Origin of the sequence: Hydrogenophaga crassostreae, assembly GCF_001761385.1 — a bacterium.
GTDB lineage: Bacteria > Pseudomonadota > Gammaproteobacteria > Burkholderiales > Burkholderiaceae_C > Hydrogenophaga > Hydrogenophaga crassostreae.
On record NZ_CP017476.1, the window covers coordinates 42,909 to 63,581 of the forward strand.

Here is a 20,673-nt window from a genome sequence, read left to right on the forward strand (position 1 = left end):
ACATGAACACCCACAACCTGCCCACACAGCCATTTTTTCGCACGGCCGAACAACGCACCGCCCTGGCTCGAGAACAGTTCTTTGAAGAGAGCGTGCGACCGTCCGGTCTGGTGAACGAGTCGGTGATTCAGTCGTGGGACCGGTGTCGCCAATTGGGCCACCGGAACGACAGGCTGCCCGCACTGGACCCGGTGGGGCGCAGCGCGTTGAGTGCCGCACTGGCGCGCAACGAAGACCTGATTCAGGCCGCCCGTCTGGAATTTGACCAACTCCAGGCCTCGTTGAGTGGCACCCATTGCCGCGTCCTGTTGACCGATGAACGCGGTGTCATCGTGCACATTTCGCAGAATGCGAACGAGGCCAACCAGTCGGTGCTGGACAAGGCGTCGCGCGTGGGGGTGAACCTGATCGAGAGCCGCCTGGGAACCACCGCACCCGGTATCGTTGTGCACACGGGGCAGGCCAGCGATGTGAAGGGCGGTGAACATTTTTACAACCTGTTTCGGGAGTTGCGTTGTGCGGCAGCACCTATTCGCGACATTCACGGCCAACTGGCGGGCGTACTGGATCTGACCACTGAAGCGCGGGATTTTGGCTTTGATGCCGCTGCGGTGGTGGGCATGTTTGCCACGACGATCGGCAACCGCTTGCTGGTCGCCCAGTCACGGGAGTTGCTGGTTTTGCAGTTCCAGGCCGCACCCGGCTTGTTGGGCACCCCGATGGAGGGTCTGTTGGGGGTCGACACCCATGGGCGGGTGATCTGGATCAACCGCGTGGGCCACAGCTTGCTAGGCGTCACCCAGCAGGCCGCGCCGCTTCACGTCAGCGACGTGCTGGGACTGGATTTGCGGGCGCTGCTGGACCTGTGCGGCGTCAACGGGCCACGGCTCTTGCAATTGCCCAGCGGTCTGGGCATCTGGGCCAGGGCCGCCATGCAAGATGCGAACCGCGCAAGCTCCCACCACGCGGTGCATCCTTGTGGCGTGGCAGCAGGCCAGCCATCAGAAGCCGGGGCAGCCCCCCAGGCCCGCGACCAGGCGCCCGCAAGCCAGGACTTGGCCGAATCAGAGACTGCAGCAGCCATTGAGCCCGCCCCACAACACGGCCACAGCGCGTCTTCACTGGCGGAGTCTCAACAGCGCCTCATCGGAGAAACGTTGAAGGCCCACCACGGCAATGTGGCGAAGACAGCCCGCCTGCTGGGTGTTTCGCGTGGCCTCGTCTACCGCCACATGCGCAAGTCCCAGGCCAGCGAAGCCGGCGACTGAGCCAAGCAAGTGGGCCAGGCTGCGACAATGCCGCATGCCCCAACATACCCACGCCCACCCGACGCCCGCCTCGACCCACGACACCACCCGCATTGACGATGTGCGCATCGGCGCGGTGCGCCCGCTCATCACGCCCGCGCTGCTGGAAGAGTGGTTGCCGGCTCCCGCCCCGGCGCAAGCCTTGGTGGAGCGCAGCCGACGCGAGATTGCAGACGTGTTGCACGGTCGCAGCGATCGACTGATCGTTGTCGTCGGTCCCTGCTCCATCCACGATCACGACCAGGCCCTCACCTACGCCCACCTGCTCAAAGCGCAGGCCGATGCACTGGAAGACGATCTGCTCATCGTCATGCGGGTGTATTTCGAAAAACCACGTACCACGGTGGGCTGGAAGGGCTACATCAACGACCCGCACATGGACGGCAGTTTTGCCATCAACGAAGGGCTGGAACTGGCGCGTGCGCTGTTGCTCGACGTGTTGGCACTGGGCCTGCCGGTGGGCACCGAGTTTCTCGACTTGCTGTCGCCGCAATTCATCAGCGATCTGGTCAGCTGGGGCGCCATCGGCGCCCGCACGACCGAGAGCCAGAGCCACCGCCAGCTGGTGAGCGGGCTGTCTTGCCCGGTGGGTTTGAAGAACGGCACCGACGGTGGCATCAAGGTGGCCAGCGACGCAATTCAAGCCGCGCAAGCGGCCCACGCCTTCATGGGCATGACCAAGATGGGCCAGGCGGCGGTGTTCGAGACCCGCGGCAACCAGGATTGCCATGTGATTTTGCGAGGCGGCAAAGCGCCGAACTACAGCGCCAGCGACGTCAACGCAGCCTGTGCATTGCTCAAGGGTGCGGGCCTGCGCGAGCAGGTCATGGTCGATGTGTCACACGCCAACAGCAGCAAGCAACACCACAAACAAATTGAGGTGGCAGCCGACGTGGCGGCGCAAATTGCCGGTGGCGATGCACGCATCACCGGCCTCATGATCGAGAGCCATCTGCAAGAGGGCAGGCAAGATTTGGTGGAAGGTCAGGCGCTGCAACATGGCGTGAGCGTGACCGATGCCTGTATCAGCTTCGAACAAACGGTGCCGGTGCTCCAGTCACTCGCCGCCGCCGTGCGCGCCCGGCGCGCGGGGCGCTAAAGCCCCCAACCCGCCACCGCCATGGGCCTGCTGCAACGCCATCCCCCCGCCATCAATCTGGCGTTGCAAGGCGGGGGCGCCCATGGCGCCTTCACCTGGGGCGTGCTCGACGCCTTACTGGAAGACGGGCGCTTGCGGCTCGACGGCGTGAGCGGCACCAGCGCGGGGGCCATGAACGCCGTGATGCTGGCACAGGGTCTGCTGGCCGATGGAAACGATGGCGCCCGCGAGGCGCTCCGCGCATTCTGGACCGCCGTGGCGGGCAGCACGCCCTTTGAAGTGGCGGTGCCATCTGCCGACGGCAAGGGCGTTCGCCTGGCGCCCACCATGCGCCTGATGCTGCAGTGGACGCACTACTTCTCACCCGAACAGCTCAACCCCTTTGACCTCAATCCGCTGCGCAACATCTTGCTGAAGCAGGTGGATTTCGAACGCCTGCGTACCCGGAGCCCGGTGAAGCTGTTCATCGCCACCACCAACGCCAACACCGGCAAGCTGCGCCTGTTCCGCAACCACGAGCTCCACGCCGACGCCGTGCTGGCCTCGGCCTGCCTGCCCACCATGCACCGCAGCGTGGTCATCGACGGCGAGCCGTACTGGGACGGCGGATACGCGGCCAACCCGGCGGTCTTCCCGTTGTTTCACGAATGCCAGGCCAGCGACATCCTGCTCGTGATGCTGTCGCCACTCAAACACAGCGCCACGCCCAAATCGGCCAGCGACATCAAGAACCGCATGATGGAGCTGGCCTTCAACGCCACGTTTTTGCGCGAGATGCGCATGTTCGCGCACCTGCGCGAGAGCCTGGAAGGCAGTTCGTGGTGGCGCCGCGGTTTGCTGGAGCGCCAGCTCCTCAAGACCCATTTCCATGTGATCGAAGCCAGCCAGGTCATGAGCGAACTCAGCACCGAGAGCAAGGCCGCCGCCAACATGCAGTTCTTCGAGATGCTGTTCGACCTCGGGCGAGACCACGGCGCCACCTGGCTCAAGGCCCACCACGGCGACATCGGCCACCGCAGCAGTGTCGACCTGGGCCACCTGTTTTACTGAGACGGTGGCGCCCGATGGACGGCGGTCGCGAGCAGGGTCGCGCACAAGGACTCTTCACCGTCGCGGCCCACAGCAAACACATCCGCTGCGCACACGGTCTGCATCTTGCGCGCACTGATCACGCGGCCTCGAGCCCGCAGCGCTGCGCCGACGGCGGGCGCCACCAGCTTGAGTGTGGTGTCACTGGTTGCAGTGCTCCAGCCTGGCTGCAGCAAGGTCGCCGCAGCCGACACCGCCGCAAAGTCCGCCACGGCAAACACCGGCGTGGCCTGCAGGGCACCGGGCATGAAACTGAACGCGTCGGCGTAAGGCATCTCCAGCACCACCTGCCCCGCCTGTAACTCAAGATACCGCAGGCCCAACGTTTTGGCCATGGGCATGGCAAGCACCCGTTGCTCGATCTGCCACAGGTGCTCGGGCGACACGTTGGAGGGTGTCGGGCTTTTGAATGTCATATTGATGGCTCCTGAAATCAACGGCTTCGGCCAGTGGGACTGCGCCTGGGGGTGGCTGGCCAGGGTTTGGCCTGGGTCCGGCTCTGACGTTGGCGTTTCGACCGCTCCTCGATCCAGAGCGCGTGTTCAACCACCATCGTGCGTTGCGCATGGAGGACCTCGATTTGCGCTTCCAATTCATCGCGCCGGGTGTTCAATGCTTCAATCATGTCCGTAGGCCGCAATGTCCCAGCCCGATAGCGCGGCAGTTGCTCGGCAATCAAGGCCAGCCCCAAACCAACCTGACGCGACATCGTGATGAAGACGGCCTCTTTCACTTGTTCAGGTCCGTAGTCGCGATAGCGGTTGCCGGGCAAACGCTTAGGAATCAGCAACCCAATCGCCTCGTAGTGCCGCAAGGCATGAACCGAGGTACGGGTCAGGAGGGAAAAGGCTGTGATGTGCATATTGCCGACAAGGCTAACAAGCATCGGGTTGCCCGAAGGTTGAAGGGGTGACGCCGTTGGGACAATTCACGCAGGTCGCCAAGCGCTTCGACCGACTGGATCACCAACTGGCCAGAACCCACTCTCAGGGCGACCAATGCGCACCCTCTTGAGCCTGTGTGAACAGGATCGGAACTAGCCAAAAGCCGCCGGGTTGTTCAGGTGTCCAGAACCGTTCAAAAACAAAAAAGCACCTCAAACCGCCAGGGTTTGAGGTGCTTTTTCTTGGGCAGTTTCAGCGAGGCTTGCGCGGCACCATGGGGCCACGGCCTTCGATGTGGCGGAAATTGATGCGACCCTTGGTCAGGTCGTAAGGCGAGAGTTCCAGAGAAACACGGTCACCCGCGAGGATGCGGATGTGGTTCTTTTTCATCTTGCCCGCCGAATAGGCGATCAATTGGTGTCCGTTGTCGAGGGTCACGCGAAAACGGGTGTCGGGCAACACCTCGTTGACGATGCCCATCATGTCGATCAGTTCTTCTTTGGCCATTCTTCAATACTCCTGTGCTTGCTTCAATCAGATACAGATAGGGTTAGCAGGCGTCAGCACCGCTGCGGTGTAAGGTCGGTCGCGCATTCTCAGCACGTTCTTGACCCAGTCAATGCCTTGTGCCACCGCGTAATGGGCTGCGGCATCAAAGGTCGGAAAGTCGTCCACGAAGCGCATCACGCGATCGGTGCTCGCGCTGCCCTTGCCACTGGCAATGGACACCTGCGCTGCGAAACGACCACAGGGCAATGCGCGCGGGCAAGCCGCGATGCGGTACTGACCCAAATTGAGCGGCGACACTTGCTTCGTGCCTGACGTATTTTTATTTGTCGAAATTGTTGTTGTATGAATCATCAAATTATCAATGGGCGGGGCGCGAAGACCAACGGTCGATAGCGCATTGCACCCGAAAAACCACATGTGGCAGCCCCAGGCGCCGGTGTACACCGCTGCAGTGCCCTGAATCGGTCAGGTGAAGACACCCTACGATCCGGCTCTTTGTTTCCACCATGACAAAGGCGGAGACAGCAGCGGGATTAAAGGCCACAGCGCTGTGAGAGAAGCGCCGGTGGCACGCCAAGGAGGGCCGGACCGGCAACCCCACTGTTTCAAACAGTCTGTCGGGGGAGATGCGTCTGAGCAAAAGCCTGAACGCGGCCAGTCGCCCATGGCGAACCAGTTAATGTACCACGATGCGGAAAATCGTGCTTGAATGGCCTGAAAACTGGTTTCAGCTGCCGGCGTGTGCTCAGCAGCGCAGCGCAAACTGCCGGTCCCGAGCAGCCCTGCGCCTCTCACGCAACCGGTCCTGTTCCGGCGCCGATATCGGCTGGCGTGCCCGCGCATCGATCTGTCGGATGCTTTCATCCAGCGTGGTGCATTCGACTTCGCGTCGCGAAACGGCCGATGCAGCCGGTTGAGCGGCCCTTCTTGTTGAAGGCGCCGCTACGGGAGGCGCAGTGCGCGGCACAGACCGCTCGGCCACGCGGATTTGCTGCTGCAAGGAAAGGCCACGCGGCACGGTCACAACGCGATCGATCAAGGCATCCTTCTGGTTGCAATGGGTGCTTGACCAAAACACGGTGCCCGAGAACCCCTTGCACCGGTAAATCGTGGCCGTGGTCTTCTGGCCGGAGCCCGGGTGCACGGTGCTCAACGCCGCCCGGGTATTGGCCGAGGTGGATTTCTGCGCTCCTGTCCCTTCGCAAGCCTGGTCGCTGTAAACAATCTGCCCTTTCGACTCACAGCGTACCCAGGCCAGCGACGGCTCCGGCTCCGGTTCCGCTTTTGCCGCCAGTTGACCCGGACTGCGGGCTGCAACCCCGGGTGATGGGGTGGTATCGCGACGCGATGGCGGCTTCGCAGTCGCAGTCTGGGCGGAGGCCTCTGTTTCGCGCGCAGGCCACCGGTCTTTCAATTGCCACCACGCGAACACCGCCGCACCCAGGCCCAATGCGACCAGGAAAGTGGGCACCCGGCTGACCGCGGGCGGCGTGAAGGGCGACGGGTCTTCCTGTTCCATCGGTCAGTCAACACCCGCTCAACGCTGCTCCACCACCATCTTCACCAGGTCGCCAGGGCGCAGTTTGCTGTTGTCGCCATACAGGCCGTTGAGCAAGCGCAGTTGGCGATCCACCTGCGGCACCGCGGCGCTGCGACGCTCCAGCTCGGCAAAGCCACCACGCGGAAACGGCACCACGCTCACCAGCCACGGCCGGGCATCTCGCGTGTCGGCTGCGGTCATGGCGCGAAACGATTTTTCGGCGGCGTTGAGCGCCGGGAAGGCACGCTGGCGGGCGTTGGCATCGGCCGCCAGGTAGGCCAGTGCGTAGTGCCGTTGCTGCGGGCCGGTCACGATGGTCGCTTCAAAGGCTTGCGCCTGGCCGTTGTTGACCTGGCGGCTGCCGACATAGTGGGTGGCCTGGAAGCCATTCACATTCCCGCGTGTGACCTTGCCCTGTGTGGCTTTGAAGGCGTTGCGCAACACCTCGTCATGTGTGTTGCCTGCATTGGGGGGGATGGCAATCATCTTGAGCGCGGCGTCACCTTGGGGGCTGAGAAAGGTCAGCGCATCGGGCGCGTTTTGAATGCGCCAGCCTTCGGGCGCGGTGAGCGCTATTCCCAGACCCGCGTGGTAGAAATTCTGACCGCGGGTCAACCCCTGGTCGGGGCTTTCGCCGAAGTTCATGCCATCGATCATTTTCAGGAAACGCTCGCGGCCATCGTCGCCATAGGTCCCTTTGTATTGCGCCGCGATCTGGCGAATCGATGCCAGGCGCTGGTCGTTGCTGGGGTGCGATGCCAGCCAGCTGTTGCCATCCTGTACCTGGCGCCCCTCAGCGCGGGCCACATCCGCCGCGTACTGCTCTTGCGATTTCAACACCTGAATCACATCAACCATATTGCTTGGCGAATAACGTGTGCGAGACAGGTATTCGGCGCCCAGCGTATCGGCCTGCAGCTCTTGCTCGCGGCTGTATTTCGCCACATAGCCAGCGGCCACGCCTTGCGCGGTTTGGCCGGCCAGTTCGGTGGCGCCCGAGACGCCCTGGCTTTCCAGCACGGCGCCCAGAATGGTCGCCGCGAACACCCCCAGACCTGCATTCTGCTGGCGTGTCGCGCGCTGCGCACCGTGGCGCGCGGTGACGTGGCCGATCTCGTGGCCAATCACACCGGCCATGTCGGCCTCGCTCTCCATGTAAGCCATGATGCCGCGCGTGATGTAGACATAACCACCGGGCAACGCAAAGGCATTGATCTCGGGACTGTCGAGCAGGGTGAAGGTCCAGGGAATGTTGGCGCGGTGCGATTGCGCCGCCAGCTTCTGCCCCACTTCGTTCACATAGGCCTGCAAACGCGGGTTGTTGTAGATCCCGTATTCCTGCTTGACCTGCTCATGCGCCTTTTTGCCTTCGGCCAGTTCGGTGCGCTCGTCCATGGCGCTGCGCTCGGTTTTACCGGTGACCGGATTGACCACATTGGTGCCGCAGCCGGCCAGAACAGACAAGGCAAGGGTGATCGAAAACCAGCGTGATGAAACGGACATGAACTCTCTCCAGAAAGGGCGAAATGGCGCGTGGCGCCAGGGCCACGGTGCATCATAGGCCGGCTGAAAGGGCGCGCAGTCGCTCAGTCTTCCTGTCCGTGATCCTGGCCACGGCCACTGCGCCAGATGGCGCGCACCAGCCACAAACCGCCCACCACCGCACCCATGAAGCCCAGAAAGCCAAAGGCCGGCAGACCAAACAAGGTCGGGCCGCCCTGCACCGTCATGACGATGGACGAACCGATGATGAGCGCCGCGATGATCAGGGCCATGGCCAGGCGGTTCGCCGAACGGTCCAGCTGATCGCCCACGCGCTTCAAATGCGCCACCTCGATGCCCACCTGCAACCGGCCACGCCGCGCGTTGCGCAACAGACGCGACACATCGTGGGGCAGTTGTTCGGCCACCGCCAGCGTGCGGCGAAGGGTTTGCCATGCGCGCTCGGCGACCACCCTGGGCTGGTAGCGCCCGCGCACCACCTTCTTGAGCAGGGGCAGCGCTTCGCTGGTCATGTGAAACGCCGGATCGAGGCTGCGACCCATGCCTTCCAGCGTGATGAACGCCTTGATCAGCAAGGCCATGTCGGAAGGCAGCCCCAGAGCATGCTCGCGCAGGATGGTGGTCACATCGGCCAGCATCTGACCCAGGTTGAGTTCAGCGAGTGGCGCGCCATGGTACTGATCGAGAAACTCTTCGAGCTCCGACTCCAGCGCCCCCAGGTTCGCGCCATGGTCATCGCCCGCCCAGTCGAGCAACACATCGGCCACGGTCTGGGGCTGGCGCTCGACCAGGCCCAGCAACAGTGCCAGCAGTTCATCGCGGCGGCGCACGCTCAAGCGACCGACCATGCCGAAATCGATGAACGCGATGCGGTTGCCCGCCAGGTAAAACACGTTGCCCGGATGCGGATCGGCGTGGAAAAGGCCGTCTTCCACAATCATCTTCAACACCGCCTGGGCACCACGTTGGGCAAGCAGCTGGCGGTCAAAACCCTGCTCGTTCAACTGCTCCAGTGCGTAACCGGGCACGCCGTTCACATGGTCCTGCACATTGACCCGTTCGCTGGTGTGCGCCCAGTGCACGCGCGGCACCACAATCCAGGGCAGCACCGCCATATTGGTGGCAATGCGTTCTGCTTGACGGCATTCATTGGCCAGATCCAGCTCGCGTTTGAGCGAACGCGCCAACTCGCGCACCAGTTGCTGAGGCCGGTACGGCTTGAACGCGGGCAACTCGGCCTCGACAACCGCCGCCAGGCGCGCCAGCAGACGCAAATCGGCATCAATGACCTGGGCAATGCCTGGCCGGCGGATTTTGACGATCACCTCGGTGCCATCCTGCAGCTGGGCACGGTGCACCTGCGCGATGGAAGCGGCCGCCAGAGGCTCGGTGTCAAAACGGGCAAACACGGTTTCGGGCTCGCCACCCAGGTCTTCACACAACTGGGGCCGCAGCGCCGACATCGGTACCGGAGGCACCCGGCTGTGCAGTTTTTCGAATTCGGTGATGTAGGCTGGGCCAAACAAATCGGCGCGGCCGGCCAGTATCTGACCCAGTTTGACAAAAGTAGGCCCCAGCTCTTCCAATGCCAGCCGAATCTGGACCGGGGGCTCGATGCGCGCCAGATCGGCGGCGGTCTCCCAGTGCAGCACATGGCCCGCCTGAGCCAGGCGATCGGCCAGCCCCAGGCGGCGCACACTGTCACCAAAGCCATGGCGAATCAGCACACCCAGAATCTCATTAAGGCGGCCCATATCGCGGGCGGCGCCAAGGGTTTCAATCAACATCTTCAGATGATAGACCCGCGCCCGACGGGTGCACGCGGCGGCGCGTCAGCCGGACCGGGTCAAACCGCTTGCCACACCAGCGGAAAGCGGTCGTTGTCGTGCGGTGGCATGCCCGGCGCCACACACACATCGGCCTGGGTCACGGTCGGGTCGGTGCCCTCGGTGGGCGCCCACACCGCGTCGTCGCCCAGCCAGCGGGTGGACAGCGCCACGCGCCGTTGCGCGGTCGAGGCATTGCCGCGCGCACCGTGCAGCACCCAGGCCGAAAACACGACCGCGTCGCCCGCGCGCATGTCCCAGCCGGTGATGTCAAACCCGCTGCGGTTCGCTTCGATGTCCGGCACGCGCTCGGCCTGGCTTTTGGTTTGCCAGGAAGCGCTGACGCTCTTCTCCGCGCTGCCAAACACCTCGGGTCGGTACACACGGCCATCGGCATGGGAGCCGCGCACGAACTCCATCGCGCTCCCCTCGACCGTGGCGTCGGTCAGGGCGACCCAGGCCGAGGCGATCTGGCGCCCCTGGAAGGGCCAGTAGGGCACATCCTGGTGCCAGGGTGTGGGCGCCAGGGTTCGCGGTTCCTTGATCAAGAGATGATCAAAATACAGGCGCGCGGTGTGGCTGCCCATCAGTTGCCCGACCAGCCCGGCCACGCCCGACTCGAAGGCGAACGCCCGCATGTCATCGTGGGTGCGCCAGAGGTAGCGGTCGGTGAACAGGCGTCCGCCCGTGTCCGGGGTTTCGGGTTGATCGTTGCCCCAGCGGCTGGGCGCGTCCAGCTGGGCTTGGGCAAAACGGCCCATGCGATCGACCCACGCTGGCGAAATGGCCTGGCGGACGATGACAACGCCGTGGCGCCGATAGTCGGCGCGCATGGCGTCGTCGATGACGGGTGGGGCAAAGGGGGTTGCGGTGGCTAGCATGCTTGTCTCCTGAGGTTGAGGATGGCGGCCCGGGTTTCTGCGCCCATGTGGTTCGCCGACACTGACCGAGAATAGGCAAGAAAGCGTCGCCTGTCTGTCCACTCGCCATGCGACAAAACGCCCAACCTGCCCATGCCCCACGCCCCAACAACTGCTGCGCTGGACGCCGATCAAACCGCCACCCTGGTTGGCGCCATCGGCACACCCGGTCTGGGCGCGGCATTGCTGGAAGCATGGGCGCCGGCCCTTCAATGCGCCCACTTGTCGGCCTTCGTTTTTGATGCGCAATTGCAGCCACACCAGGTCATGGCCGAGAGCCTGGGCGGCACATCGGTGGCCGAGATCGCAGGGCAAATGGCCCGCGCCGGCGGCCTGCACCGCTGGGACCCCAATACCCGCGCGATGAGCGCCGCTGGCGCATCGCGCGACGATGTGCTGACCACGCGCCGCCGCGCAACCGACATCGCGCCCGGCGACCAAACCTTGGCCCTGTACAACCGCTTCGCGCTGGCCGATCGCGTGTCCTTGCTGGCGCGATCGGGTGAGCGATGGTTCGCTTTGAACCTCTACCGCGACCGCCAGGCCGGCGAGTTCGACGCCACGGCCTTGGCGGTCTGGGCGGCCGGCGCGCGCTTGTTGGCCGCCGTGTTGCGCCGCCATTTCGAATGGCGGCCGCCCCAGGCCTGGCGCCAGGTGGCGAGTCCCGACAACGCCGCGCTGGAGCAGCGGCTGGCCTTGCTGCCCGGCCGACTCAGCGCTCGGGAACAACAGGTGTGTGCCCGCGCGCTCAGGGGCATGACCAACCCCGGCATCGCGCTCGACCTGGGTGTGCAACTGTCCACCGTGAACACGCTGCGGCGACGCGCCTTCGCCAAGCTCGGTATTTCCACGCTGGGCGAGCTGTTTTTGCGCTGCCTCTGGCCCGACGCTTCGTCACCATAGCCCGCGCAACAGCAAGCGCCTGCGACCTTGAAACCCATGCGCCAACCTGGCGCACAGCACCAAAAACACGCCCTGCGAAAGTGCATTTCGCCCAACTCTCGCACCGCACTTGTGCGCCGTCAAAAAAAACAGACAAAAACACTTAACCATCGCCAGGGGTTGCCGAACAAGCGTTGTTGCGGCGCAGCATTGCGCGCCGCCAAGGCCCTTTTTTCACACTTCCATCAGCCCCGAGACGACCACATGACATCGCACATCGAAGCCTGGCAAATCGACGGCTTTCTTCCTCACATGCGCGCGGTCACGCGCTGCGACCAATCCTTGCGCGAACTCAACGCGACCTGGCGCATGATCGAATCCAGCGCCAAAATCAACTGCGCCCGCGAGGCCCGCAGCATCCTGCCCATGATGTCGGCCACGCGGCAAGGGTTTGAGCAACTTGAAGGCGAGCTGGTGAGCAGCCTGGTGCAGGAACGGGTCGACACGGTGCTGCAGTCCATCGGCATCAAGGCCCAGCACGTGGCGGACATCATCGTGCGCAACCTCTTCGAGCGCACCGCCGATGTGGGCTTTCTGGCCACCGACCGGGTGCTGTGCGACTACCTCGCCGGCGACCAGGGCGACCGCGACAGCATCACCGACCGGCTGCGCGCCTACCGTGACAAGTACACGGTGTACAACGACATCCTGATGCTCGACACCGAAGGCCATGTGCGGGCCCAGATCGATGCGACCTCTCCCTTGGACCACAGCAGTGATGCCCTGATTGCCCAGACGCTGGCCAGCGACGGCCATGTGGAAACCTGCCGCGCCAGCGACTTGCGGCCGCACCAACGCAGTGCCCTCATTTACTCTCGGCGCATGCATGACGGCAACGGCAAGGTGGTCGGCCTGCTCTGCCTGTCTTTCAACTTCGATGACGAAATGGAGGGCATCTTCCGAGCCCGCCAGACGCCCGAGGAGCGCTCGGTGATGTTGCTGCTCGACGGTCAAGGCAAGGTAATGGCCAGTTCCGATGGGCAATGGGTGCCGGTCGGTAGCGCGGTGCCGACCAACCCCGACCATTCGGCCCAACGCTTCATGTTCGCGGGCCGGGAGTACCTGATCCGAACCGCGCGCTCCGAAGGCTACCAGGACTACCCCGGCCCGCCCGGCTGGCAGGGCCAGGTCATGGTGCCGGTGGATGTGGCGTTCAGCGGTCGCCGCGACGAAGCGCTGGACCACCTGCCGGCCGACATGGCGCAGGGCCTGCTCACCCACGCCCGTCAGTTCTGCCCGCCGCTGTTTGCCATCGTCACCGCAGCGCAGGCCATCCGGCGCGTGGTCTGGAACGGCCAGGTCATGACCGCCAGCCAGACCGGCGACCAGGACCTGAGCAAGCTGAAAACGATTCTGGAACAGATCAGTGAAGCGGGCGTGCGCACCGACACGCTGTTCACCCATTCGATCAACGACCTCTACAACACGGTACTGGGCAGCGCGATGAGCCAGGCCGAATTCGTCACCCACCTGCAGGTCGATCTGCTGGACCGCAATCTGTACGAACGCAGCGACGACTGCCGCTGGTGGGCGATGTCGCCCGAGCTCCAGCGCGCGTTGGCGGGCGTGGACGCCGGCGAGGCTCAAGCGGTTGACCCGCAAGCCACCATGACCGGTGTCTTGAAACAAATCCATGCGCTTTACACGGTGTACACCCGCCTGGTGGTCTACGACGCGGGCGGGCGCATCGTGGCGGAAAGCCTTCGCGGCCAAAGCGGTCAGGCCGGGATGATGGGCCAGTGCATCGATCCAGACTGCCTCTCCGCGGTGCTGGGTCTGCCCAACGCTCAGAGCTACCACGTCAGCCCCTTCCGCTCCAGCGATTTGTACGAGGGTGGGTCGACCTACATCTATCACGCGGCCATCCGCCACCCCGAGGACGAACGCCGCGTGATCGGTGGCATCGGCATCGTGTTCGATGCCCAGCCGGAATTCCAAGCCATGTTGCGCGACGGACTGCAAACCACCGACGGCTCACAGACAGCCATGTACGCCCTGCGCGATGGCCGTGTCATCGCCAGCATCGACCCCGACTGCCCCACCGGCAGCCAGCTCGATTTGCCGGAAACGATGCGCAATCTGGCGCCGGGCGCTTCGGCCTCGCGCATCGTCGAACACCGGGGCCAATACGCGGTGCTGGCCTGCTCGGCGTCCAGCGGCTACCGGGAGTTCAAGACCAGCGATGGGTATCGAGAGGACGTGCTGGCGGTGACGCTCGAATGGCTGGGCGCCGTCAACCCCCTGGGCCAGCAACGCGGCAAGGAACGCCACGACGACGCGGTGTTCAGCTCGGACGTGGAAAACGGCCAGCAGTTCGCGACCTTTTTCCTCGACGGCGCATTGCAGGCCTTGCCGGCCCACTGCGTTCGGGAAGCGCTGCCGGCGGCGGACATTGCGCCGGTGGCCGCCGGCCACAGCGAGAACCGCCTGGGCGTGATCGCGGTGAAGGAAAAGGACCAGGCCACCCGCTATGCCTGGGTCTACGACCTGCTGGGGGTGTTGCGCGGCGAAGCCACACAAAGCACGGCGGATTGTCAGGTGCTGATCGCCCGCAGCGAAGGTGTTGAAATTGGTCTGCTGGTCAGCGGGCTGCATGGTGTGCCCGAGTTCTTGCCCGGGCAAATCCAGAACCTGCAAGGCGAGGCCCCGAGCGGCGGTTTCGTGAAGCAGATCATCAGCGCCCAAGGCGGCAAGGTGCTGGTGCCGGTGCTGGACGTGAATGCGATCCACGCCTGTTTGCGCGGTGATTTGGCCGCAGCAGCCGTCGCTCCCGCAAACGAGGGCCACATCGAGGGCCCATCGCTGGATGTCGGCCCGCTTCGCGAACCGGCCAATGACGCATTGGGCGCCCTGGCCGTGAATGGCTGACGGGCCTGGCCCCGGGCGACCGGGGCCCAGTCTTATTTGCGGTCGGGCAACTCGATCTTCACTTCCAGCACCTCAAGGTTGTCCTGGCGTTCCAGTTGCACCTTGATGTCGTCGGGGTTGATCTTGATGTATTTGCTGATGACCGCGACCAACTCGCGCTGCAGGGCTGGCAAGTAATCGGGCTCTTCAGCGTTGAGGTTGCTGCGCTCGTGCGCCAGGATGATCTGCAGCCGCTCCTTGGCGACGCTGGCGGTTTTCTTCTTCTCGCCAAGAAAGAATGAAAGGAACGACATGGGCTTACTTCCTCCCGAAAACGCGCTTGAAGAACCCGGCCTTCTCGGCGTCAATGAATCGCAGTGGCTTCTCGGCGCCCAAGAAGCGGTCGATCACATCGCTGTATGCCTCGGCGACATCGGTGCCCTTCATGTGGATGGCCGGCGTGCCCTGGTTGGAGGCGCTCAGAACCGACTCGCTCTCGGGAATCACGCCAATCAGCTTGATGCGCAGAATGTCTTGAATGTCTTCCAGTGACAGCATCTGGCCCTCGGCCACACGGCCAGGGTTGTAGCGTGTGATCAGCAGGTGCTCCTTGATCGGGTCCTTGCCCTCCATGGCGCGCTTGGTCTTGCTGCCCAGCATGCCCAGGATGCGGTCCGAATCGCGCACGCTGGAGACTTCCGGGTTGGTCACGATCAGCGCTTCGTCGGCAAAGTGCATGGCCATCAGCGCACCGGTTTCGATACCTGCGGGCGAATCGCAGACGATGTAGTCAAAACCCATCTCGGTCAGGTCGTTCAACACTTTTTCCACGCCTTCTTGTGACAGCGCGTCTTTGTCGCGCGTCTGGCTGGCGGCGAGCACAAACAGGTTGTCGCACTGCTTGTCTTTGATCAATGCCTGGTTCAGGTTGGCTTCGCCCTGAATCACGTTGATCAGGTCATACACCACGCGGCGTTCACAACCCATGATCAGGTCCAGGTTGCGCAAGCCCACGTCAAAATCGATGACGGCGGTTTTGAGACCGCGCAAGGCAAGGCCAGAAGCAAAACTGGCACTGGTGGTGGTTTTACCCACGCCGCCTTTGCCGGAGGTAACGACAACAATCTGGGTCATGGTGAAGGCTCTTTCTCGGTCGAGGAAATGAAAACGGTCGGGAGGCGATCAGGCGCCAATGGGTTTGATCACGAGTTTGTCGGTGCCATCGTCGTCAGGCGCCAAGGCCACTTGCGCGGCTTTGCCCTGCACGCTGTCGGGCAAGGCATTTTCGCTGGTACGGTAAATACCAGCGATGGAGATAAGTTCGGGCTCCATGACCAACGCAAAAATGCGCGCGTCGGCATTGCCCCTCGCACCCGCAATGGCCTTGCCACGCAATGGTGCATACACATGGATGTGGCCATCGGCGATGACCTCAGCGCCTGGGTTCACCATGGCCATCACCACCAGGTCGCGACCGCGGGCATACACCTGCTGGCCCGAACGCAAGGGCTTGTCGATCACCATGGCGGCCAGTGCGGGCGCTGGCGCGGCCTGCGCCACAGCGGGCTGCGGTGCGGATACCTGAGGGGGCTCATGCACCGGCTCCGCCGAGGCTTCGCGCTGAGGCACGCTGCGCTGCACCATGGCGTCCTGGGCCTGAATCAAGCCAGCAGACAAAGCGGCCTCCGTCTGGGCATCCGACCCGCCGCGCACGGCCAAAGGCTGCAAGCGGTAGCTGCGCAGCAAGTCGATCAGCGCAGCAAAATCCAGTGCCGTTGACAAGCCTTCGCTCTCGCCCGCGGTGAGGGGGGTGAGATCGACCACGAGCGGATCGTTGTCGAAAAAATCGGGCATGTCGCCAAAGCGCTGGGCCAGTTCCCGGCTCAGTTGCTCCAGATCGGTGGATTTAAGCAACAAGGCCACCAATGGCAGATTGGCACTCTTGATTTCGAACGAGGTGGGGGCGCTGGCGCTGAGGATGGTGGACATGAATCGTTGCAAAGACGGGCTGATACGGGATGGGACAGCCGCCTGGAGAGGCAGTTTACCAGTCGGGACCGGCCAAAAATAGACGGAAAGTGTCGACTTGTGACGGGCCCCGGGCATCGATGCAGGGGCGATAAAGATCATGGCGCGCCCGGCACAGGCCTTTCATACTGACCTGTATGAACACGCCGCAGCCGCCCATACCGACCGAAACCCGCTTGCCTCCCCTGACCTGGTGGCGCATGACACGCCCGGCCTTTCTGCTGCTCACGGTGGTGGCCTGTGCCTTGGGCACCGCCACCGCTGCTGCCTGTGGTTGCGGTCTCGACATACCTCTGGCCTTGAGCGCCACCGCTCTGGCGGTGATGGCCCACGCCACAGGCAACGTGCTCAACGACTGGCACGATGCCCGCAACGGCGCCGACGCGGCCAATACCCAAGGGGTTTTTCCCTTTACCGGGGGTTCCCGGTTGATTCAGAACGGCGTGGTGAGCGAAAAACAGACCGGCGATCTGGCCAAGGCGCTGCTGATCTTTCTGGTGCCCGCCGGCCTGTTGCTGGCGGTGAAAGCCGGGCCGGGTGTGCTGCTGCTCGGTTTGGCAGGCTTGTTGCTCGCCTGGGCCTATTCGGCACCACCGATGAAACTGATGTCGCGCGGGCTGGGTGAATTGGCCGTGGCCCTGGCCTGGTTTCTGGTGGTGGTGGGGGCCGACTATGTGCAACGACGCCAGTTCTTCGTGATTCCGGCCAGCGCGGGCGCCAGCCTGGCCATGATGGTGGCCGCGTTGCTGGTGATCAACGGCATACCCGATGCACAGGGAGATGCACAGGTGGGCAAGCGCACCCTGGTGGTCCGGCTCGGCGTCAACAGAGCCATTGCGCTGTATGGCTGCCTGGTGGTGTTGGCCCATGGCTGGTTGGCCACCAGCGTATGGCTGTTGATCCCACCCAGACCGGCACTGTGGGGACTGGTGTCGCTGCCACTGTCGCTGGCGGCCTGGCTCATCCTGGCACGCCATGCCCGGCAACCCAGTCGCCTCAAACCCGCCCTGGCCCTGACCGTGGCGGCGACCTTGCTGCACGGCCTGGGCATGGCCTGGGGATTTGGCCAGATGGCTCTGTCGCGATGATTCCCACCGATATACCCACAACCCTGTGGATAATTTTTTAACAACCCCATGGTTATCCACAGCCTCAGCCTGATCCCGGCAGTTGTCCCCATTCGTGTGTTCGGGCAAGACCTTTCTCACCACAGACTTTGATCCTCAATAGTTTTTTGATTTCAAACGAAAAAACAGACTTATCCCAGAAAAACAGCGCCCTCTACTACTGCTACTAATTTGAAATAAAGATATAGAAGAATAGAAAGCGCCAACAAAAAACGCCGCCAGGCAAAGCCGGACGGCGTTGAAATGGGCCCTCTGACGTGAAAGATGCCGTCAGAGGGTGTGGGTCAGCAATTTGAAATCGGGATCGTCTGGGAAGGGTTTGGCCACGAACCCGAGGCTTTTCATGAGCTTGAGCATCCCGGTGTTGTTGGCCAGGACCAGACCTTCCATTTCATCGAGTCCTTTGTCGCGGGCTTCTTCCATGATGCTGAGCATGAGACGCGAACCCAGACCCTTTCCATTGAAGTCATCGGCAACCACCAGCGAGAACTCGCAACTGGATTTGTCGGGGTTGGTGATGTAGCGCGAGACGCCCACCACCCGCTGGATCTCCACCGATTCGCCATTGGGGCCGTCTTTGCGCTCCCTGTGAATCGCCACCAAGGCCATTTCGCTGTCGTAGTCGATCAGTGTGAGGCGCGAGAGCATGGACGAAGGCAGTTCCTTCATGGAGGACACAAAACGGAAGTAGCGGCTCTCGGATGACAGGTTTTGCACCAGTTCTTGCAGCATTTCGGCGTCATCGGGGTGGATCGGGCGAATGGTGTATTCGCCGCCGCCGCGCATGGGCCAGATTTGTTCGTAGCGTGCAGGGTAGGGCAATATGGCGAGATGAGCGTAGTTACGTGCAGAAGCCGACGCGTTGTCGATCACTATGCGCGCATCGACAGCCACTGCGCCCGATTCGTCGACGATGATGGGATTGATGTCCATCTCGCGCAGCTGAGGCAGCTCACAGGCCATTTCCGATACACGGAGCAGCACATGCTCCAGGGCTTCGCGATCGACGGCTGTGGCGCCTCTCCAGGCGTCCAGGGTCTCGTTGGTGCGCGAACGCTCGATCAGGCGGCGCGCAAGGAAGAGGTTGAGTGGTGGCAAAGCCATGGCGCGGTCGTTGATCAGCTCGATCATGGTGCCGCCAGCGCCGAATGCGATCACCGGGCCAAACGGGTCGTCTGTCACCAGGCCGATATACAGTTCGCGGCCGCGTTTGTTGCTGGCCATTTTCTGTATCGTGACCCCGTTGATGCGCGCGCCGGGTTGCAGCTTGCTCACGGTCTGGATCATGTTTTGGTAAATGTCGCGCACGCCGACCGCGTTCATCACGTTGAGCGCCACGCCATTGACATCGCTTTTGTGGCTGATGTCGGGTGAGTCGATCTTGAGCGCCACGGGGTAACCCAGCTGGGTGGCGATCATCATGGCTTCGTTGGCGCTGCGGGCCAGGATGGTCTGGGTGACCGGAATATGGAAGGCTGAAAGCAGGGCTTTGGACTCCATTTCGGTCAGCACCTTGCGGCGTTCGGCCAGGACGTTTTCGATCAGCAGGCGCGCACCCTCCAGATCGGGTTTGGCCAGGTGGGTGAGAGGCGGGGGCGTCTGCTGCAGCAGTTGCTGGTTTTGGTAGAAACTGGCAATGTTGCCAAAGGCGCCCACGGCAGCTTCGGGGGTTCGAAAGGCGGGAATGGCAGCCTGCCCCAACACATCGCGCGCTTCACCCACCGAGGCGTCGCCCATCCAGCAACACAACAGGGGTTTGCCCAGGCGGTCCTTCAAATCGGCCATGGCGCGGGCAATGTCGGCTGCGTCGATGCCCGATTTGGGGGAATGCACCACCAAGACACCGTCGACAGTTTTGTCGTGGCCCGCTGCATCGATGGCAGCACGGTAGTGTTCGGCGGTGGCTTCCTCCGAAAGATCGATGAGGTCGTTCAATGAAGCCAGGGCTGCCAGTTTGGGTTTCAGTTCAGCAGCGGTTTCGGGCGAGAGCTTGCCCAGTTCCAGGTCGATTTCGCTGGCCCAATCGGCAGCCAGTACGCCCGGGCCGCCGCCGTTGGTCACGATGGCCAGGCGCTTGCCAACCGGTCGGTAGCGCGAGGCCAGGCATTTGGACGCCGAGAACAGTTCCACAAACGAACGCACCCGCACAGCACCCGCGCGGCGCAAAGCCGCTTCAAAAACTTCGTCGCTGCCTACGATCGCACCGCTGTGGGTTTGAGCCGCTTCATTGCCGGCTTTTTTGCGTCCGGCTTTGAGCACCACCACCGGCTTGGCGTTGGCAGCGGCGCGCAGGGCGCTCATGAAGCGGCGGGCGCTGGATATGCCTTCCATGTAGACCACGATGCTGTGGGTCTGGGCATCGGAGGCGAGGAAATCGAGCGCCTGGGACAGGTCGACGGAGGTGTTGGGGCCCATCGAAATTACGGTGGAGAAACCCACGTTGTTCTGGCCGGCCCAATCCAGAATGGATGCGGTGAGCGCGCCTGACTGGGAGATCAGCGCCAACGGCCCTTTGGTGGCGAGTGGTCCGACCACGCTGGCGTTGAGACCCAGGCGGGGCCGCTGAAAACCGAGGCTGTTGGGGCCAAGCAGGTGAATGCCATGGCGTTTGGCAACCTGGTGCATCTGATTGGCTTCGCTGGCGGCAACGCCGCTGCCGATCATCAGCGCGGCCTTGCATTTGATGCGACCGGCCACTTCCAGTGCGGCCAGCGCTTCGTCGGGTGGCAAGGCAATGATGGCCAGATCGGCACGCGTCTGGGCCAGGTCGGCAAGCGTGCCGGTGGTGTGGGGATCGATGAAGATCAGCTTGCCGCTGTAGCGCTGGGCGGTGATGAATTCAACCAGAGCGCGGGCTTGGGGTATCTGGTTGTCGGTGTCGCCGCTCTTGCCCACAAAAACCGCGATGGCTTCGGGCTGGAACAGGGGGGTGAGGTAGTGTTTGTCCATGAGAACAGAATGGCACATCAGGTGTTGGCCTGTGTGTGAAATAGCAAAGGTTTTTGGGCGCGGTTGTTCGCGTTGTCTCGCTGCTTCTTGTAGAAATTGGGG

The 20,673-nt window shown here is 63.1% G+C and carries 18 protein-coding genes; 6 read left to right on the forward strand and 12 right to left on the reverse strand.

Translation table 11 applies throughout. The features are described from left to right. Window positions 1–2: 2 nt before the first annotated feature. Genes LPB072_RS00225 through LPB072_RS00235 form a run of 3 tightly spaced genes read left to right on the forward strand, consistent with a single transcriptional unit; the run spans window position 3 to window position 3,456 of the window. A complete protein-coding gene (locus tag LPB072_RS00225; RefSeq protein ID WP_066096773.1) occupies window positions 3–1,268 on the forward strand; it encodes a helix-turn-helix domain-containing protein in 1,266 nt (421 codons plus the stop codon). Between the two features lie 34 nt (window positions 1,269–1,302). Then, window positions 1,303–2,406 carry a 3-deoxy-7-phosphoheptulonate synthase gene (locus tag LPB072_RS00230; RefSeq protein ID WP_066096776.1) on the forward strand — a complete coding sequence of 368 codons (1,104 nt, stop codon included), beginning with the start codon at window positions 1,303–1,305 and terminating at the stop codon, window positions 2,404–2,406. A gap of 21 nt (window positions 2,407–2,427) precedes the next feature. Further along, window positions 2,428–3,456 carry a patatin-like phospholipase family protein gene (locus LPB072_RS00235; RefSeq protein ID WP_066096779.1) on the forward strand — a complete coding sequence of 343 codons (1,029 nt, stop codon included), beginning with the start codon at window positions 2,428–2,430 and terminating at the stop codon, window positions 3,454–3,456. On the opposite strand, the gene LPB072_RS00240 is transcribed toward LPB072_RS00235, so the two are convergent. The 8 genes from LPB072_RS00240 to LPB072_RS00275 all read right to left on the reverse strand — a co-directional run bounded on the left by LPB072_RS00240 (window position 3,450) and on the right by LPB072_RS00275 (window position 10,639). Further along, window positions 3,450–3,911, reverse strand: a complete 462-nt coding sequence (locus tag LPB072_RS00240) for a PaaI family thioesterase (protein ID WP_066096784.1) — start codon at window positions 3,909–3,911, stop codon at window positions 3,450–3,452. The two genes, LPB072_RS00235 and LPB072_RS00240, sit on opposite strands and share 7 nt — an antisense overlap. Before the next feature lie 17 nt (window positions 3,912–3,928). After that, window positions 3,929–4,381, reverse strand: a complete 453-nt coding sequence (locus LPB072_RS00245) for a MerR family transcriptional regulator (RefSeq protein ID WP_082877189.1) — start codon at window positions 4,379–4,381, stop codon at window positions 3,929–3,931. A 250-nt stretch (window positions 4,382–4,631) separates the two neighbouring features. Beyond that, window positions 4,632–4,886 (reverse strand): translation initiation factor IF-1, encoded by a 255-nt coding sequence (gene infA / locus LPB072_RS00250; RefSeq protein ID WP_056265133.1) that lies wholly within the window; start codon window positions 4,884–4,886, stop codon window positions 4,632–4,634. 27 nt (window positions 4,887–4,913) lie between these two features. Beyond that, complete coding sequence (locus tag LPB072_RS00255) at window positions 4,914–5,240, reverse strand: hypothetical protein (protein WP_231943369.1); 327 nt, start codon at window positions 5,238–5,240, stop codon at window positions 4,914–4,916. Between the two features lie 394 nt (window positions 5,241–5,634). Beyond that, entirely contained in the window at window positions 5,635–6,408 is a 774-nt protein-coding gene (locus tag LPB072_RS00260; protein WP_066096790.1) for a hypothetical protein, read from the reverse strand. Window positions 6,409–6,426: 18 nt separating this feature from the next. Next, window positions 6,427–7,932 carry a M48 family metalloprotease gene (locus LPB072_RS00265; protein WP_066096793.1) on the reverse strand — a complete coding sequence of 502 codons (1,506 nt, stop codon included), beginning with the start codon at window positions 7,930–7,932 and terminating at the stop codon, window positions 6,427–6,429. Window positions 7,933–8,015: 83 nt separating this feature from the next. Beyond that, the gene (locus tag LPB072_RS00270) at window positions 8,016–9,719 is read right to left on the reverse strand and encodes an ABC1 kinase family protein (RefSeq protein WP_066096796.1); all 1,704 of its coding nucleotides are present in this window, start codon (window positions 9,717–9,719) and stop codon (window positions 8,016–8,018) included. A gap of 59 nt (window positions 9,720–9,778) precedes the next feature. Further along, complete coding sequence (locus tag LPB072_RS00275; protein WP_066096799.1) at window positions 9,779–10,639, reverse strand: phytanoyl-CoA dioxygenase family protein; 861 nt, start codon at window positions 10,637–10,639, stop codon at window positions 9,779–9,781. A gap of 132 nt (window positions 10,640–10,771) precedes the next feature. On the opposite strand from LPB072_RS00275, the gene LPB072_RS00280 reads away from it, so the two are divergent. Next, entirely contained in the window at window positions 10,772–11,581 is an 810-nt protein-coding gene (locus tag LPB072_RS00280) for a helix-turn-helix transcriptional regulator (RefSeq protein WP_066096802.1), read from the forward strand. Between the two features lie 243 nt (window positions 11,582–11,824). Further along, entirely contained in the window at window positions 11,825–14,488 is a 2,664-nt protein-coding gene (locus tag LPB072_RS00285) for a chemotaxis protein CheW (RefSeq protein WP_082877198.1), read from the forward strand. Window positions 14,489–14,520: 32 nt separating this feature from the next. Here LPB072_RS00285 and minE read toward each other — a convergent pair whose 3' ends face one another. Genes minE through minC form a run of 3 tightly spaced genes read right to left on the reverse strand, consistent with a single transcriptional unit; the run spans window position 14,521 to window position 16,456 of the window. Then, window positions 14,521–14,781 carry a cell division topological specificity factor MinE gene (minE, locus tag LPB072_RS00290; protein ID WP_066096808.1) on the reverse strand — a complete coding sequence of 87 codons (261 nt, stop codon included), beginning with the start codon at window positions 14,779–14,781 and terminating at the stop codon, window positions 14,521–14,523. Window positions 14,782–14,785: 4 nt separating this feature from the next. Continuing rightward, a complete protein-coding gene (minD, locus tag LPB072_RS00295; RefSeq protein WP_066096810.1) occupies window positions 14,786–15,601 on the reverse strand; it encodes a septum site-determining protein MinD in 816 nt (271 codons plus the stop codon). A gap of 48 nt (window positions 15,602–15,649) precedes the next feature. Continuing rightward, a complete protein-coding gene (minC, locus tag LPB072_RS00300; RefSeq protein ID WP_066096813.1) occupies window positions 15,650–16,456 on the reverse strand; it encodes a septum site-determining protein MinC in 807 nt (268 codons plus the stop codon). A 176-nt stretch (window positions 16,457–16,632) separates the two neighbouring features. Between minC and LPB072_RS00305 the strand changes: the two genes are divergently transcribed. After that, entirely contained in the window at window positions 16,633–17,583 is a 951-nt protein-coding gene (locus tag LPB072_RS00305; RefSeq protein WP_197508883.1) for a prenyltransferase, read from the forward strand. Window positions 17,584–17,892: 309 nt separating this feature from the next. Here the strand turns inward: LPB072_RS00305 and LPB072_RS00310 are convergent, their stop codons facing one another. Beyond that, the gene (locus LPB072_RS00310; protein WP_082877199.1) at window positions 17,893–20,571 is read right to left on the reverse strand and encodes a bifunctional acetate--CoA ligase family protein/GNAT family N-acetyltransferase; all 2,679 of its coding nucleotides are present in this window, start codon (window positions 20,569–20,571) and stop codon (window positions 17,893–17,895) included. Window positions 20,572–20,673 lie beyond the last annotated feature (102 nt).